Below are 14,917 nucleotides of genomic sequence, written 5' to 3' on the forward strand. Positions count from 1 at the left end.
GTTCCCGTCAAGAGATATGACTTCCATGAGGACCTCCTACGGTCCGACGAGGGAGGCGCACGACGAGGGCCGCGACGGCAGTGCGGCAACCTACGGAAAGCGGCTGACGAGGTTGACGGAAGGTGGCCGACGCCGCAGGTTGCGACCCCGGCCTGGCGGCGTTGCTGCGCACGTGTCAGCACATGGCTGGGGCTCATCACACACCATGGTGCGGAAGCCATGCGGGCACCGCACTCCGGCAGGGCCAATGGGAGCATGCCCGGCGTGCCGACTGCGCCGTATGCCTCCCCGGCCCGGTGTGCTGGTGACCACGAGCAACTGGTCGCTGGTCAGGTCCATCAGGGGACCTGGGCGTCGGTTCCTTCAACGCGCCGGGCGGCAGCGAACTCTTCCGCCGGCCACGAGCCGCGGGAGCCTCCGGCGGGCAACCGCTCCAGGACGGTGCGGGACTGCCCGGTTCGTCGTGTCCGTCACCCCTCGCCACCGTTCACGCGCTCGTGGATCTCGATCAGCATGCCGATGACGTCGGGGCTCGCCGCCATGCCGACCCACTGCCCGAGTGCGGTGAAGACCGGGACAGTATCGGTGTCGGCGTCGAACGCACGACGTAGTCGCCGTACCAGTCGAGGAACCATCTCCTCCAGCGCCCGGGCCGGTGCGGGGCCAGGAGCTCCAGGTCGTCGACGGTGAGCCGAGCGGGCTCCGCCGGATTGTCGAGTTGGGTTGCGGCCGTCGGCGGTGCCGTGGACGGTCTTCTCCTGGGTGCCCGGGTCCTTGTAGGTGACCGGCCAGTCGTCGGAGGCGCTCTTCACGCGGGCACAGAAGTCGTTCTGGACCCAGATTGTCGCTGCTTTCTTGGCGTGTCTCACATTCCTAAACTCCCGTTGATCGGACGTGGGGTTAGCAGTTGATGAGGGTCGTGTCGCGGACGTACCGTCCCGCCGCGTGTTGGTGCACTTCTTCTCTGCCGAGGGCTGGCAGTCCTGGGGGCTCGTGGCGAGCCGTTGATCCCTGAGCGGATGCCGGTGCTGTTCGACGACGACTTCCTGTTCGAGGACGCGGGCGGTCCGCGGGCGACGCGGGCGGTGAACTCCTGGCTTCGTACGCTGCCGTCGAGCGGGGCGCCGTCGGCGAACTCGTGGCGGGCGTACGCGTTGGCGGCCCGGGACTGGCTTACGCATCTGCAGCGGCACCGTGTCGCGGTGTTCCGTACGCGGCAGGAGCTGGTGGCCGCGCTCGGTACGTACACGGACCGTCGGCTGTCGGGGCCGTTGGACGAGCGGCTGGAGTTCTCGTCGTGGGGGTTGCAGGTCACGGCGCTGAGCCGGTTCTACGACTGGGCCGAGAGCGAGGGCCTGGCCGCGGCGGTGCCGTTCACAGTGGCCACCGGCAAGCGGATGGTGCAGGGCCGCCTGGTGGAGACCCGACACAACGGGCCCGGCTGCGGCGGCCGAAGCCGCACGTGAGAGTGCAGTACCTGGAGTCCAATTTCGCCGATCTGTTCCGCTACGGCCTGGCCGGGCTAGGCCCGAACGGTCTGGAGGATGCGACGTTCCGCGGCCGGTTCCCGGGCCGGAACGCGGCGATGGGCGGCCTGGTGCTGGGCACCGGGATGCGGAGCCGGGAGTTCACCCACCTGCTGGTCCACGAGGTTCCGCCGCTGCCCGCACCGAGGTGCCGATCCCGTGGACGGTCCCGGAGCCGGCGGTCAAGGGGGCGGAAGTTCCGCACGACGTGGATCGACTACGCCTCGCTGGCAGCGGTGCACTCCTACATCGCCTTGGACAGGGAGATGTCGCGAGGATCGTGGCGGCCGCGGAGACCGCTGGTGGTGGAGGAGGCGGACTTCTACGGCGGCCGGGTCAACGGTCGGCGCACACGCTGGGCGGCGCTTCGGCCGGAGGAACGGCTGCGGCTGATCGGCCCGGAAGGCGGCTCGCTGCTGCTGGCGCTGAGCTACGACGGTCGGCCGTTCGTGGACTGGGGCACGCTGTTTCGCCGCACGGCTCGCCGGATCCGTGAGCGCTTCGAGCCGCGGTTCCCGGATGTCGCGCCGCACCGGTGCCGGCACACCTTCGCCATGGCGACCTTGGAGAAGTTGGTCGAGGGCCACTACCGGCAGGCCGCCCAGCTCGCCGCGGCGACCGGAGATGCGTCCGGGCTCGCGCTCTACCTGCTGAAAGCCGACCCGCTGCTGATCCTGCGGGACCTGCTGGGGCACTCCAGCGTGGTCACCACGGAGGTTTACCTCAAGCGCCTGGATGTCCACCGGATCTACCGCGCGGCCTGGGAACGGACCCGCGCAGTCATCGATGCGGCCGCGCTCGCCGAGGCCGACGCCGAGTTCGCCGAGGAGTTCTGATGCCGGCCGAAGTCCTGCGCGATCCGCTCGCGCTGAAGCTGTCCCTGCCTGGCGGGACGTCGACGGTCATCGTCATCGGTGACCTGCCCAACCCGAAGCTGGCGGCCGACTTGACCGAGGGCCTTGCCGCCTCGATCCATCCCCACGGACCGCTCGCCAAGCTGACCACGGTGAAGAGCTTCACCTACACCCTGCGCCGGATGGTTCGCGAACTGACCGAGGACGGCTTCACCGGGTCGGCGGCCGAGCTGACCCGAGCCATGCTCGGGGCGTTCTGGCTGCGCTCGCACTACCTGATCGAATACCGCACCCGCACGATCCTGCGCGCCTTCGACACCCGGCATCAGGTGCTGGCGGAACCGGTGCGGCAGATGGTGTTCGGCAAGGACTACACGCGCCCCACCCTCAACGGACCGCTTCCGCCCTACGCGCCGGCCGAATGGAACCGGCTGATCGACCTCTGCAAGCAGGAGGCGCGCCGCCTGGGGGAGGCACAGCGGGCGATGATCGCGCTCGCCGAGGGCGGGCAGGATCCGGCAGTCGGGGGCTGGAACGAGGTGAACGGGGCCTGGCTGATGCTGCGGATGGGGCCGGTGACGCGGACGGAGGTCGCCGCTCACCTGGGCTTGACGCCGAGGACGTTCACCGGGCGGCACCGGGGCATCGAGCGAGCCAGGGCGGCGCTGTTCCCCGTCCCACAAGGACGCGATTCCCTACATGCTGCTGCTGGCGGCCTGGACCGGCATCGTCCCGGACGGGCTGACCGGCCTGCAGGTGTCCGGGATCCACTGGACCGGGAGGCAGGCAACGCTGCTGTCCTACACCAAGGGCCGCACGTCGGACGAGAGCCTGGTGTTGTCGCCGCGGGCGTCGCGGCTGCTGGAGCAGTGGCTGCAGCACAGCGCCCTGCTGCGCAGGCATGCCCCGGCCGAGCTGGCCGAGCACGTGTGGCTGGTGACGCGGCAAGGCAGGCTGGCCCGCGCGGCCTTCGAGGAGTACATGATGCGCGGCTGGGTCAAGGCCCATGATCTGCGCGGGGACGACGGCGGCATGTTGCGCATCGACCGCCGGCGGCTGCGGACGACGTTCATCGCGCAGCGGGGTCAGCGCCAGTGGTCCCTGCGGGCGACGGTCGATCCGAACCACTCACCTCAGGTCGAGGGCGATCACTACCTGTCGGCCGCGACCCCGGCGCAAAGAGCGGTGGTCGAGGAGATCGCCCAGGACGCACAGAGCGATCTTCTGCGGCGCGCGAATACGCCGCTGGTCGTCGACGAGGCGGCCAGCGCCGCCGGGCTGCCGGAGGAAGCACGCCGCCTCGGCCTGGCCGAGGGCGCCTTGAGCGAGCTTGCTGTCAGGTGAGCGAGACGTGTTCAGCGGGGCCTGCGCCGATCACTTCGCCGGCCTGCACGGACCGAAGGGTCAGCCGTGTCCGGCCCGGCCCTGGGTCTGTCTGCTCTGCCCGCTGGCGCTGTTCGCCCCGCGTCACCTGCCGAATCTGCTGCGGCTGAGAGCCTTCTTCGCGCGGCAGTTCCGCCAGATGCCGCGCGAGCAGTTCGCCGCCGTCTTCGCTCCTTATGCCCGCCGCCTGTCGGCGGACATCCTGCCGCGGTTCGAGAACGCCGCCATCGCGGCGGCACAGCGCGATGTCGGTGACGAGGACACCGAGCTGCCGCTGCGAGCCGAGGAGACCACGTCGTGAGCCTGCTTCCTGTCTCCACGCCGCCTGCGGTCCCATCGGTGTTCGCTGGCGCCGACATTGCCGCCACTGCCCGCCTGAACTGGCTGGGCGGCTGCCCGAGGCCGCGCTTTGAGGATGACGTGTGGTCGTTCGTCGGCTGGGCTGATGCACCGGTGCAGATGAAGGTGACGGAGAAGAACGTGCTGTTCGACCGGATCACCCACCGGCCCTGGCGCGTGGTCGCCAAGGAACTCGCCCTGGCCTGGATCGCCACCCAGGACGAGCGCGTCCTCGCCTTGCCGAGGGCCCGCCGGCTCCCGCGCCACCCCCGCACCATCTATGCCCGCGTCTACCACCTCACCTTCTGGCTGAACTGGCTGCACGAGCGCCGCATCACCACGCTCGCCGCAGTTACCCAGGACCACTGCGAGGCGTTCCTGCGCGAGTACGGGGTCGTCAGGGACAAGGAGACCGGTGCTGTGCTGCGGAACAAGGCTGGCGGCTCGCTGCGGACGGTGGTCTCCGCCATGCAGGACATCACCGACTACGGCGAGCTGCTGTCGGCCGACCGGCACCGGCCTGGTTTCCGGCCCTGGGGTGCACGATCGCCCCGCGTCGTGACCGGGGCACCGTCCCGGCCGCAGGTGGTGATCAAGACGGAGCCCTTGGGTGACGAGGTCCTGCGGCCGCTGCTGACGGCGTGCTTGCACTTGGTCGACGTGCTCGGACCGTACATTGTGGACTTGCGGACCCAGCTGCGGACCGAGCGCGAGTCCTGGCGCAACGTCGAGTGGTCGAGGCATCTGCGGGACGGTGACCGGCTTGCCGCGCTGGTCGAGGAACATCTGCGGACGGGGCAGCCGCTGCCTCGGATTGAGGACTTCCAGGTGACCAAGCGCCTCCGCTTGGGGTGGGATCCGAAGGATCCGTTGCTGACAGCCAACTTCCAGCACCTACTACGGCCGACGGGACACCGGGACATTCACAAGGCTCTCTTCGCCCAGGCCCGGCCGCTGCTGGAGGAGGCGGTCGCCGAGGTCGGCACCGAGTACCTGTGGTGTCGCGACCCTGCCGACGCCTCGCGCGGACACCGGCGAGTTGATTCCGTGGTCGTTGCCCCTGTCGAACAGGTCCTCTGATGCCTTGATCCGGATCGTTGGTCACGCCTGCACGGTCGCCACCTCCGCGTTGACGGGGATGCGGTCCAGCGAACTGATGGAGCTGACGGTCGGCTGCCGCCGCACGGACGACGCCGAAGGCACCGGCCTGGCCCGGCACCGCCTGGTCAGCAAGGTCGTCAAAGGGCGTCTATGGGGCGGCGAGGTCGATGAGTGGGTCGTCATCGAGGAAGTCGTCCGTGTCATCGCCCTGGCCGAGCAGCTCACCGGCTCCGGGCCTGGACAGCCGTTGTTCGGCGCGTTCAACGGCTTTGAGTCCAACGGGGCCATGACCTGGCTGCGGCAGTGGGTCGCCTCGCCCGCCGGGCGCCGCATGGGCCTGGAGCCGATCCCCGACGAGCCGGTGCACCCCCGCCGCCTGCGGCGGACGCTGTCTGTCGAGATGGCCGCCCGCCCGGGGGGACTGCTGGCCACCAAGGTCCACTTCAAGCATCTGCAGGTGGCAACCAGCGAGGGATACGCCGGCCGGCCGGGCGGCGCCCAGGCCGTGTTCCACCACGAGTGGAAGAAGGAGGAGGCGAAGGAGAAACTCAAGCGGACCGTCGCGGCATACCGGCAGTTCGAGCAGGGCCAGATGCCCGCCGGCCCGGGAGCCGACGCCCTGCTGGCTTCCTTCCGCGCCGTCGAGAAGGAGCTGGCCGACCAGGAGCCGGGCCCGGCGAAGGTGGTCACCGACCGGCAGATCGAGCTGCTGCTCAAGAAGAAGGCGTCCGTCCTGCACCTCTCCGCGGCGAACTACTGCTGGTTCGAGGACCCGGCCAAGGCGCTGTGTCTCAAGCTCGCCGGCACCAAATCCGCCGCAGCTCCGCTGACCGGTCTGTGCGACAGCTCCCGCTGCCGGCAGGCCACCACCCACATCGTTCACCGCTCCGTCTGGCAGACCACAGCCGACAACGGCATCGTCCTGCTGGCCAGCCCTCGATCCCACCCGCGGAGAAGGACCGGCTGCGGGCCGAGCACGAGCGGTCCATGCGAGTTCTCAAAGGGATCGACACGGCAGCCGGAAAGGCCTGATGACATGGCACTGAGCCACCAGCAGCGCGAGCAGACCGAGCGGCGCATCCGTGCGGCCATCGACCGGCTGCTGGCCGGGCAGATCCCGCCCGGCGGCGCCTGCGACGTCAAGACGCTCGCCTGTGAGGCGGGCCTCTCCCGCGCGTCCCTCTACCGGACCTGGGGCCACCTCAAGGACGAGTTCGAGCAATGCCGAACCGCCGCATGGGCCGCCGGACATCAGCCCGATCCCCGCGAAGCCCGGATCGCGCGGCTGCGGGACCTCAACCAGCAGCTCACCAGCAAGCTCGCCCGCACTCATACCGAGTTCAACCAGCTCAAGGAGCGCCACCAGCTGCTGTTGTCCGTCCTGGCAGCCAAAGACGACGAGCTCCAGCGCCTCCGCCGAGAGCTGAGCACGCCCAGCCGCGAGTCCCCTGCGCTGATCCCCAACGAAGAGCAGAGAGACGGCGCCAAAAGCGTCGTTCCCCTGCCTCGCCGCTGAGTATGTGGAATAGCTATAGGACCTGACGCCGGTATCGGACTCTGGTGTCGCAGATGAAGCGCTGGGCAGGGAACCGGTGGAGTGTGGGCGCCGAGGCAGCGACTCAACGCGTACGGACCGACGGAGACGACGATGTCCCAAGCGTTGGTAGAGGCGGAACTGCCGATCCGTATGGCTTTCATAGCGCCCACGTCGGCCGCACTCGCGAGCCGGCTCGCCGATCGGGAACGCCACCAGCCGAGGGGCAGACCTGTGCTGCAGCGTATGCGCAGGCAGAGGACGAGTGAGCCGTGGTGCGACGTTTCACTGATGCCGAGGTAGCCATGCGTCTCTGATGTGCCCTACCGCGGGCCGGGGGAGAGGTCTCGGGGGACTTCTGCGGATGAGCAGGGGCCGGATCTGTGCCGGGAAGACCGGGTCGGAGCTGCTGCCCCACACCCGGTCTCGCCGCCGATACCCCGCATCGCTTCCCGCTGTCGGCCCCGTCCAGGCCTTCCGAGTCCCTCTCAAGAGGATCTGTCTGGACGGGGGCATTCGGCACCTGTGCCTGTACGGGCGGCCCGACCCCGCGGGCCTGGCGGATCGGCCCCAGCGGCTCGCGCTCCGGCGGACGCTACTCGGTGCGCAGCGCCGTGGCTGTAGGGGCCCTGGCGGCCCAGCCGGCCGGGATCAGTGCGCCCAGCATCGCGATCACGACCCCGCCGAGCCCCAGCAGGAGCAGCTGGAAAGGCCCGTATACATCGAGGACCGGCGACGGCAGGCTGGTGCCTACGGCACGCCCCATAACCGGCATGACGACGTGGTGCAGGGCGTACCCCGCCGGCACGCCGAGCAGCCCGCCGGTCACGCCGATCACGGCCATCGAGGCGAGCACGAGGCTCATGGTCTGCCGCGGCGTCATGCCGATCGCCTTGCAGACGCCCAGGTCGTGGATGCGTTCTCGGGTGTCGAGGACCACGGAGTTGAGTACGCCGAGACCGGCCACGGTGATCAGCATGAGGGTGAGCAGCACCGCCATCGCGGACATGATGAGGATGACGCCCTCCTGCCCCGAGGAGGCGTTGGTGGTGGCGTCGCCCCCCAGCGGCTGTACGACTGCGGCGACCTTCTGGGCGTATTCGTCGGCGGAGACGCCGGACTTGGTCTCGACGAGGAAGGTACTGGGCTCGGCCGACGCGAAGTTGGCCATGTCCGCGTGGATCTCCAGCTGGCTGCCCGACGTGTCGAAGGATTCGCCCACGATCCGCAGGGTCGCGGTGTCCTTCTCGTAGGTCACCCGCACCGTCTCACCGATCTTGGTGCTGGTCCTTTCCAGGAAGCGGGAGGGCACCACGACCTGCCCCTTGCCGGTGATCCAGTGCCCGGAAATCATCTCGTAGCTGCCGGAGCGCGAATCGCCCTCGTAGAGGCTGGCCTGGATCGATCCTGAGACCCCGGCCACGGCGACCTCGGTCTGGGCCTTGCCGTAGTACGACTCCGTGCCCGGCTGTGACGTGACGACGGATCGCACCGTCGCCGGGTCGGCGACCTTGGGCTTTTTGGACGTGCTCGCCGCGCTGTTCTCCACGGGAGGCGGGCCTGAATCGCTGCCGCCAGGGGGAGGCGGGTCTTCCGCGTCGCCCCCCACAGGAGGCGGCGGTGGGGGAGCGACTTCGATCGCCTTGGTCGTCGTGACCGTGACCGCGGCACGGTTCTCGGGGTTCTGGGAGGTGCCGATCGCGTTCAGGGACGAGGTCAGCCCCACAGCGAACGTCGCTGCGACCGTACCGGACGCCACCGCGAGCAGCATCGCGAGAGTGCGTACCGGATGTGTGAAGGGGGTGGCGAGACCGTAGGTTACCGGCCGCGGCAGCGGGAGCAGCCCCATCGCCCGATGCGCCCGCTGGCCGCGCCCAGTGCGCGGCGACCGGCCGACCGCGATGGCCTCGACCGTACGCAGCCTTCCGGCTCGCAGCGCGGGAATCAGCGCTGCGAGCCCCACCACGACCAGGGCGGCGGCCGGTACGGCGACGTCCACCCACCAGGCCACCGAGAGCGATACGCCGCCGTACACCGACTCGGTGTCGGACAGCAGGGGCACGGCAAGGAGATTCCCCAGGACGACACCCAGGACGATGCCGACGACGGCCGGGATCAGCGCCTGGGTCATGTAGGCGCGTACGACCTCGCTTGGGGTGAAGCCGATGGCCTTGAGGATGCCGATTCTGCGCAGGCTGGTGCCGACCGCACCGCTGATCACACTGCTGACGATGATCACCGACATCACGATGCCGAGCACGCCGAAAGCCATCACGAACGGGACGGTCGCCGCCGCACCCTGATCAGCGGCGCGTTTGGTGTCCAGCCAGGACTGAGTACCCAGCAGCGCCCCGGACCCCACGGAGGCGGTGAGCTTCTTCTGGTCGGCGATGATCTGCTGCTTCGTGCTCGCGGAGTCGAAGCGGTAGAGCATCTGACTTGTGACCGGGCTGCCCTCCGGCGCCAGCGCGTCGACCTGCGCGGGAGTCGCCCAGGAGTCGGCGGTCTTGCTGGCCGACACAGCGAAGCCGACGATCGAAAGGGTCGGGGCGCCCTCGGCGTCCGACGCCTTCAGGGCGGCGCCGATCTCGACGGCGGGCCCTTCGAACGATGCGGCGAGCACGATCTCGCCCCGCTTCTGCGCCCACCGGCCGGACTTCAGATCCACCCGGTCCACGTCGCCGTCCGGACCGGGCCGCCCGACCAGGGTCAGCGTTGGCAATGGGAAGCCCGCCCGGTCCACCGGGCGGAACGCCGTGGACGGGTACGGCCCCGCGCTCGCGGCGACGCCGGGCAACTTCCCGGTCTTTGCCAGCTGCGCGGCACTCGCCTTGGCCGGATCGAACTGGGCGGTGATGTGCGCACCCTGCTGCTTTCCGAAAGCGTGGTCGAAGGGCGCGGCCGCGGCGACCATCAGCGACCCGGCGACGACGGCCGACGCCACAGCCATCATCGTGGCCACGGCGATCACCACTGTCTGCACCCGCCGTCGGTCGACGCCGGAGCGTACGACCCGGCCCATCGCGCCGGTGCCAAACAGGCTCATCGGACGGCCTGCGCGTAGGAGTCGAGGGCGACGTGACCGTCGACCAGGTGAATGGTGCGGCTCGCGCACGCTTCCGCCAGCGTCAGGTCGTGCGTCACCAGCACGATGGTCTGTCCGGCCCGATGCAGATCCATCAGCAGATTGCGGACGTCGTGGCCCGAGGCGGTGTCGAGCGCACCGGTGGGCTCGTCGGCGAGCAGCAGCGCGGGTCGGTTGACCAAGGCCCGTGCGACCGCGACCCGTTGACGTTCTCCTCCGGACAGTCGGCCCGGGTAGGCGCGGGCATGCTTGTGGATGCCAAGCATCTCCATCAGCTCGCCCGCACGGGCCGCAGCCTTGCGCCGACTGGTCCCAGTCAGCTGGGCCGGGAGCTGGATGTTGTCGGTAACGGTGAGGTCGTCGAGAAGATTGAAAAACTGGAAGGCCATGCCGATGTGCTCGCGACGGAACTTGGCGAGGGCGTGCTCGCTCAACTGGTCGATCCGTCGCCCGGCCACGATCACGGCGCCATCGGTCGGCTTGTCCAGGCCGGCGACGAGGTTCAGCAGCGTGGACTTGCCGCTGCCGGAAGGGCCCGTCACGGCAAGGGCCTCACCCTTGGCGACGCTGAACGCGAGCGGTCCGAGCGCCGGCGCGCCGGCGCTGTCGTAGCGTTTCGCCACACCCTCCAGTTCGATCACTTGATGCATACCAGTTGTCCGTCCTTGCGGTCGCGAGAGGCACATGCCGTTGCCGGTCCTGCGAACCGAGAGGTGCCGCCTATGGGGCGCGTCGGCCGCCGAACCAACATCAGGTCCTTCCTGCGGAGGGTTCGCCCGCGGAGTCATACCTGAGAAGTAGGCCTTGTAGGCAATGTCCTGGCCGGACAGACGGACGCGGGCCAGGCGGAGAGCACAGCACAATGCACGGGTGGAGACGGAAGACCGGCGCAACTGGCATCAGCAACTCGTCGACGCGCTACGCCCGGAGGCGAAGGCGGCCCCGCTGTCCCGGCGAGCGGTGCGCGCCGATGTGGTGCTGGCGGTCGTACTGACCGTCATTGCCCTGTTCGTGGCGGTGCGCTATCCCGGCGACGGGCCGGTGAACATCAACCCCCCTGCGGTGGACGTCGGGACTGGGGTCCCGGCCCCACCCCCGCCGCCCGACCCTGGACAGGTGCCCGTGGAGGAAGAACCCTCCTCCGTGCCCTGGGCCCTGGTCGCACTGTCGACGCTGCCGCTGGCAGCCCGGCGCCGGTATCCGCTGACCTTGTTCATGGTGGTGCTGGGCGCAGCGCTGGCCATCGGCAGCTCCGCCTCCTGGATCACCGTCCTGGCCTGTGTCATCGGCGCCTACAGCGCCGTCGTACACAGCCGTTACCGGATAGCGGCGATCGCCGTCCTGGTGATCGCCGCCGCGCTGTCCGGTTTCGCTTTCCGCAACGCGGAACCCGTGCTCCCCGGATGGTCCAGCCCGGGATTCGTGCTGCTGGTGGCAGGGATGCTGGCCAGCCTCGTCCGCTTTCTGCAACTGCGGCTGGCCTCCAGCCGGGTCCGGGTGACGGAACTTCGGACCGCTCAGGAGGAGGCCACGCGCCGCGCCGTCGAGGAGGAGCGTGCCCGCATTGCCGCCGAACTGCACGACGTTGTGACCCACAATGTTAGCGTGATGGTGATCCAGGCAGGTGCGGCCCGCAAAGTGATGGACATGGCGCCCGAGCGGTCGAAGGAGGCACTGCTGGCTGTCGAGGCGGGCGGTCGGGCCGCCATGGCCGAACTCCGGCAGGTGATGGGCCTGTTGGCCGCACCGGACCACGAGAGGCCGGACAGCCTGGAGCCCCAGCCCGGGCTCGCGCAGCTCGACGCCCTCATCGCACGAGTACGCGGCGCTGGTACGCCCGTGAGTGTCGGAGTGTCGCTGCCGCCGGATCCGCTGCCACCAGGGGTGGACCTCGCGGCGTACCGCGTCGTACAGGAGGCGCTGACCAACACGATCAAACATGCGCGCGGCGCGCAGGCATCCGTCGCCATCAGTTACACCGACGCCTGTCTGGAGATCGAGATCACGGACACCGGCGGTGCCAAGGATTCCCCACCGGTGCAGAGCAACGGCCGTGGCCACATGGGGCTGCGCGAGCGGTTGGCCGTCTACAAGGGCGAGCTGACGGCCGGACCGACGCCGACCGGCGGCTACCGGGTGACGGCCCGCATCCCACGGAGCGCGGTATGACTGCGGACCGGCCACCTCTGCGCGCCGTCATCGCCGACGACCAAGCCCTCGTACGCACCGGTTTCAAGATGATCCTGGCCGCGGACGACATCGAAGTGACGGCCGAGGCCGCCGACGGGGCCGAGGCTGTCGCAGCGGTTCGCCGTACCCGGCCCGACGTCGTCCTCATGGACATCCGGATGCCGGAGATGGACGGCATCGAGGCCACCAGGCGCATCATCAGCGACGCCGACCCGGCCGGAACCCGCGTCATCATCCTCACCACATACGACCTCGACCACTACGTCTACGCCGCGCTCACGGCCGGCGCCAGCGGCTTCCTGCTCAAGGACGTCACCCCCGAACACCTGGTCTCCGCCCTGCGCCTGGTGCAGACCGGCGACGCTCTCCTCGCGCCCACGATCACCCGTCGGCTGATCGAGCGCTTCGCCCCTCACGACGAACCGCAGACCATGGCCCCGCACCGCGATCTGTCCGGCCTGACCCCACGCGAGCTCGAGGTGCTCCGCCTACTCGCGACGGGCCTCAGTAATGCCGAACTCGCCTCCCGGCTGTTCCTCAGCCCAACCACAGTCAAGAGCCACGTCGGCCGCATCCTGTCGAAACTGGACCTGCGCGACCGTGTCCAGGCCGTCGTCTTCGCCTACGAGACGGGGCTGATCGCCCCGGGCGAGGTGCCTAAATGATTGATTTCCAAGGTCAGTGGTCGTAGCCGGCCAGTGACCTGATGGCTGATTGGTCGACGTGTGCCAGATGGCGGCGGCTAGGCCGTGTATCGAAAGTGAGTACGCCCTCACTCTTGTAGCCTCATCCGGATGATGATCGAGGCGGGCGTGATCGAACGGATCTGGCGGTATCCGATCAAGTCGACAGGGGGCGAGTTGCTCCACCGGGCGGAGGTTGAGGCGAGGGGGTTTGTCGGCGACCGTCTCTTCGCGGTGCGCGACGCTCAGGGCAAGTTCGGCTCGGGGAAGAACACTCGTCGCTTCCGCAGGATGCCGGGCCTGCTGCATCTGCGTTCCCGCTACGTGGACCACGCTGGTGAGCCTGAACTGCTGGACCCGCGAGGCGCAGTGGTACCGAACCCGAGTGCCTATCTTCGTCGCTACCTCGGTCGCGAGGACATCGAGGTAGCTCGCGAAGGGGCAATCTCCCACTTCGACCAGCTGCCCATCAGCGTGTTGACCACGGCCACCCTTGACTGGGTGCGTTCGGCGGTACCCGATGTTCCCGTCGATGAGCGACGCTTCCGGCCGAACCTCCTGGTACGCACGCCACCAGGCACTCCTCCGTTCGTGGAGGATGAGTGGTTGGGGAGCAAGGCTCGGATCGGCGACGCGGTGTGCATTGAGTTCGTGCGATCGAGTGAGCGATGCGTGATGACGAACGAGGCCCAGCAGGACCTTCCCCACTCCCCGCTTGTATTACGGGCCATCACAAAAGCGCACGACATGCGGCTGGATGGGCTTGCCACGGTCGTGTCGCCAGGACAGGTGCGGGCCGGAGACCCCCTCGTTCTGCTCTAGTCCATCGAAAGTGAATCTCGCACGTGAGATGATCTTGGTTCGCGCCGCGCGGAGCTTAAGGACGGGCAATGGGCGGTGCTGAAGCCGTTACTGCCGAAGGGCGAGCAGCCAGGACGGCGGCGATATCGACCAGGCGGCAACTGATCGACGGCATACGCTTCCGAGTCCGCACCGGACACGGACCGGCCAACTGCCCCCAGTGCGCAGCCAGATGTGCGTCAGCCGTGATGCCGTCACGCCGTCACCCCCAGGGGCGCATTCCGGGGCGCGACGTCGACGCCTGTCAACCGAGACACCCGAGCGGAATCCCAGCCAGGCCACTGTCTCAATGCAGATGTCGGATGTGGCCACCGGCACCATCCGCACCAGCGTGACATTCATCAAGGGCATCAAGGCGCTGGCATGTAGCCCCGACGGGCGCACCCTTGCCATGAACAGCGAAGACACGACGGTAGAACTGCGGGAGATGGTGTTGCCGAGCCCCTGCCCAAGCGATCAGCGACCTCTGTCGTGCCGTTCACCGGAACCTCACCAGGCAAGAACACATGCGCTTCAAGCTGGATTACTCATCTATGAACGTGTGCAGGCTTTGACTGAGAGTTCGCCCGGTGAAGGTGTGTCTGATCCCAGGTCAGGTTCGGCAATGACCGTCCGCCTGATCGGGGACGCGACGGGGTGGGTAGAACGTTCAGAAACCAACGAGAGGGGCGCACCGAGTGGACGCCAGCGTTGCAGCGATTCTGGGTGCAGCGATTGGTGCCGTCGGCGGTGTAGGCGGCGGACTGCTCACCCTCAGCACGCAGCTGCGAAGTCTCGATGCTCAGCATCGCGCGGAGGAGAAGCGTTGGCTCGCGGATTTGCGCCGCGAGACCTATACAGGCTTTGTCACCTGCGCGAAGCAACTTTCCAATGCCGTCTGGAAGGCGTCCGATCTGCTTCATGGCGAAGGCGGTGTCGAAGATTGGGAGAGTGCCCGCGCCAGTGTGCACGACGCCTGGACTCAGTTCAGCGCCGCGTCGGCGGCGGTCACGATGGCTGGCCCGCACACGGTGGCTGCGGCCGCTGAGGATCTGCGAGAAGCTCTGAGGCAGTGGGAGCTGTTGACTGGCACCTGGCTTCGAGCCGCGATCCAGCAGGGTACTGGGAGTCTCGCGGAGCACGACCGGCAATTCATGGCTCGGTTCGAGGCCAAGAAGCCCCTGGAGGTCGCGTTCCAGGTAGCCGCACGGCGGGCGTTGGGAACCGAGACCTGAGTCGCCAGAAGCTGAGGGGGCGGCTCGCAGCGACAGCAGAGCCCGGACGTGGTTACTGAGCCTCTTTCATCCTGAGTTCGCGCAGATCAGGAGGGCGTGCACTGCTCGGACGATGCGGCCGAGGCGGTTGGTTGAACAACGTGCCCG

The 14,917-nt window shown here is 68.6% G+C and carries 14 protein-coding genes; 11 read left to right on the forward strand and 3 right to left on the reverse strand.

Features of this window, described 5'->3' with window-relative positions:
• Positions 1-470: 470 nt before the first annotated feature.
• Positions 471-812, reverse strand: a complete 342-nt coding sequence (locus ACZ7L6_RS33610) for a hypothetical protein (RefSeq protein ID WP_471930508.1) — start codon at positions 810-812, stop codon at positions 471-473.
• A 207-nt stretch (positions 813-1,019) separates the two neighbouring features.
• On the opposite strand from ACZ7L6_RS33610, the gene ACZ7L6_RS33615 reads away from it, so the two are divergent.
• Genes ACZ7L6_RS33615 through ACZ7L6_RS33645 form a run of 7 tightly spaced genes read left to right on the forward strand, consistent with a single transcriptional unit; the run spans position 1,020 to position 6,719 of the window.
• The gene (locus tag ACZ7L6_RS33615; protein WP_471930510.1) at positions 1,020-1,466 is read left to right on the forward strand and encodes a hypothetical protein; all 447 of its coding nucleotides are present in this window, start codon (positions 1,020-1,022) and stop codon (positions 1,464-1,466) included.
• Positions 1,463-2,362: a hypothetical protein gene (locus tag ACZ7L6_RS33620; protein ID WP_471930512.1), complete on the forward strand. Its 900-nt coding sequence runs from the start codon at positions 1,463-1,465 to the stop codon at positions 2,360-2,362. The genes ACZ7L6_RS33615 and ACZ7L6_RS33620 overlap by 4 nt, the downstream gene beginning before the upstream one ends.
• The gene (locus tag ACZ7L6_RS33625; protein ID WP_471930514.1) at positions 2,362-3,390 is read left to right on the forward strand and encodes a hypothetical protein; all 1,029 of its coding nucleotides are present in this window, start codon (positions 2,362-2,364) and stop codon (positions 3,388-3,390) included. The genes ACZ7L6_RS33620 and ACZ7L6_RS33625 overlap by 1 nt, the downstream gene beginning before the upstream one ends.
• Entirely contained in the window at positions 3,362-3,724 is a 363-nt protein-coding gene (locus tag ACZ7L6_RS33630; protein WP_471930516.1) for a hypothetical protein, read from the forward strand. The genes ACZ7L6_RS33625 and ACZ7L6_RS33630 overlap by 29 nt, the downstream gene beginning before the upstream one ends.
• Before the next feature lie 7 nt (positions 3,725-3,731).
• Positions 3,732-4,064: a hypothetical protein gene (locus tag ACZ7L6_RS33635; protein WP_471930518.1), complete on the forward strand. Its 333-nt coding sequence runs from the start codon at positions 3,732-3,734 to the stop codon at positions 4,062-4,064.
• On the forward strand, positions 4,061-5,182 hold the full coding sequence (locus tag ACZ7L6_RS33640) for a hypothetical protein (RefSeq protein ID WP_471930520.1): 1,122 nt from the start codon (positions 4,061-4,063) through the stop codon (positions 5,180-5,182). The genes ACZ7L6_RS33635 and ACZ7L6_RS33640 overlap by 4 nt, the downstream gene beginning before the upstream one ends.
• A 4-nt stretch (positions 5,183-5,186) precedes the next feature.
• Positions 5,187-6,719: a hypothetical protein gene (locus ACZ7L6_RS33645; protein WP_471930522.1), complete on the forward strand. Its 1,533-nt coding sequence runs from the start codon at positions 5,187-5,189 to the stop codon at positions 6,717-6,719.
• Between the two features lie 613 nt (positions 6,720-7,332).
• On the opposite strand, the gene ACZ7L6_RS33650 is transcribed toward ACZ7L6_RS33645, so the two are convergent.
• Together ACZ7L6_RS33650 and ACZ7L6_RS33655 are read right to left on the reverse strand one after the other, a co-directional pair.
• Entirely contained in the window at positions 7,333-9,783 is a 2,451-nt protein-coding gene (locus ACZ7L6_RS33650; RefSeq protein ID WP_471930524.1) for an ABC transporter permease, read from the reverse strand.
• Positions 9,780-10,472, reverse strand: a complete 693-nt coding sequence (locus tag ACZ7L6_RS33655; RefSeq protein ID WP_471930526.1) for an ABC transporter ATP-binding protein — start codon at positions 10,470-10,472, stop codon at positions 9,780-9,782. Before ACZ7L6_RS33655 ends, ACZ7L6_RS33650 begins: the two co-directional genes overlap by 4 nt.
• A gap of 220 nt (positions 10,473-10,692) precedes the next feature.
• Here ACZ7L6_RS33655 and ACZ7L6_RS33660 point away from each other — a divergent pair, with 220 nt between their 5' ends.
• The 4 genes from ACZ7L6_RS33660 to ACZ7L6_RS33675 all read left to right on the forward strand — a co-directional run bounded on the left by ACZ7L6_RS33660 (position 10,693) and on the right by ACZ7L6_RS33675 (position 14,770).
• A complete protein-coding gene (locus tag ACZ7L6_RS33660) occupies positions 10,693-11,991 on the forward strand; it encodes a sensor histidine kinase (RefSeq protein ID WP_471930528.1) in 1,299 nt (432 codons plus the stop codon).
• Positions 11,988-12,677, forward strand: coding sequence for a response regulator (locus ACZ7L6_RS33665; RefSeq protein WP_471930530.1), 690 nt, complete (start codon positions 11,988-11,990; stop codon positions 12,675-12,677). Before ACZ7L6_RS33660 ends, ACZ7L6_RS33665 begins: the two co-directional genes overlap by 4 nt.
• 129 nt (positions 12,678-12,806) lie before the next feature.
• On the forward strand, positions 12,807-13,517 hold the full coding sequence (locus ACZ7L6_RS33670; RefSeq protein WP_471930532.1) for an MOSC domain-containing protein: 711 nt from the start codon (positions 12,807-12,809) through the stop codon (positions 13,515-13,517).
• A 716-nt stretch (positions 13,518-14,233) separates the two neighbouring features.
• Positions 14,234-14,770, forward strand: coding sequence for a hypothetical protein (locus ACZ7L6_RS33675; protein WP_471930534.1), 537 nt, complete (start codon positions 14,234-14,236; stop codon positions 14,768-14,770).
• Positions 14,771-14,917 lie beyond the last annotated feature (147 nt).

This window comes from Streptomyces sp. NPDC107522 (assembly GCF_055657525.1).

Bases quoted from the DNA above. Each gene is read 5' to 3' on its own strand.
- ACZ7L6_RS33615 (WP_471930510.1), top strand. From the start codon at position 1,020: ATGCCGGTGCTGTTCGACGACGACTTCCTGTTCGAGGACGCGGGCGGT.
- ACZ7L6_RS33625 (WP_471930514.1), top strand. From the start codon at position 2,362: ATGCCGGCCGAAGTCCTGCGCGATCCGCTCGCGCTGAAGCTGTCCCTG.
- ACZ7L6_RS33630 (WP_471930516.1), top strand. From the start codon at position 3,362: ATGATGCGCGGCTGGGTCAAGGCCCATGATCTGCGCGGGGACGACGGC.
- ACZ7L6_RS33650 (WP_471930524.1), bottom strand. From the start codon at position 9,783: ATGAGCCTGTTTGGCACCGGCGCGATGGGCCGGGTCGTACGCTCCGGC.
- ACZ7L6_RS33655 (WP_471930526.1), bottom strand. From the start codon at position 10,472: ATGCATCAAGTGATCGAACTGGAGGGTGTGGCGAAACGCTACGACAGC.
- ACZ7L6_RS33665 (WP_471930530.1), top strand. From the start codon at position 11,988: ATGACTGCGGACCGGCCACCTCTGCGCGCCGTCATCGCCGACGACCAA.
- ACZ7L6_RS33670 (WP_471930532.1), top strand. From the start codon at position 12,807: ATGATGATCGAGGCGGGCGTGATCGAACGGATCTGGCGGTATCCGATC.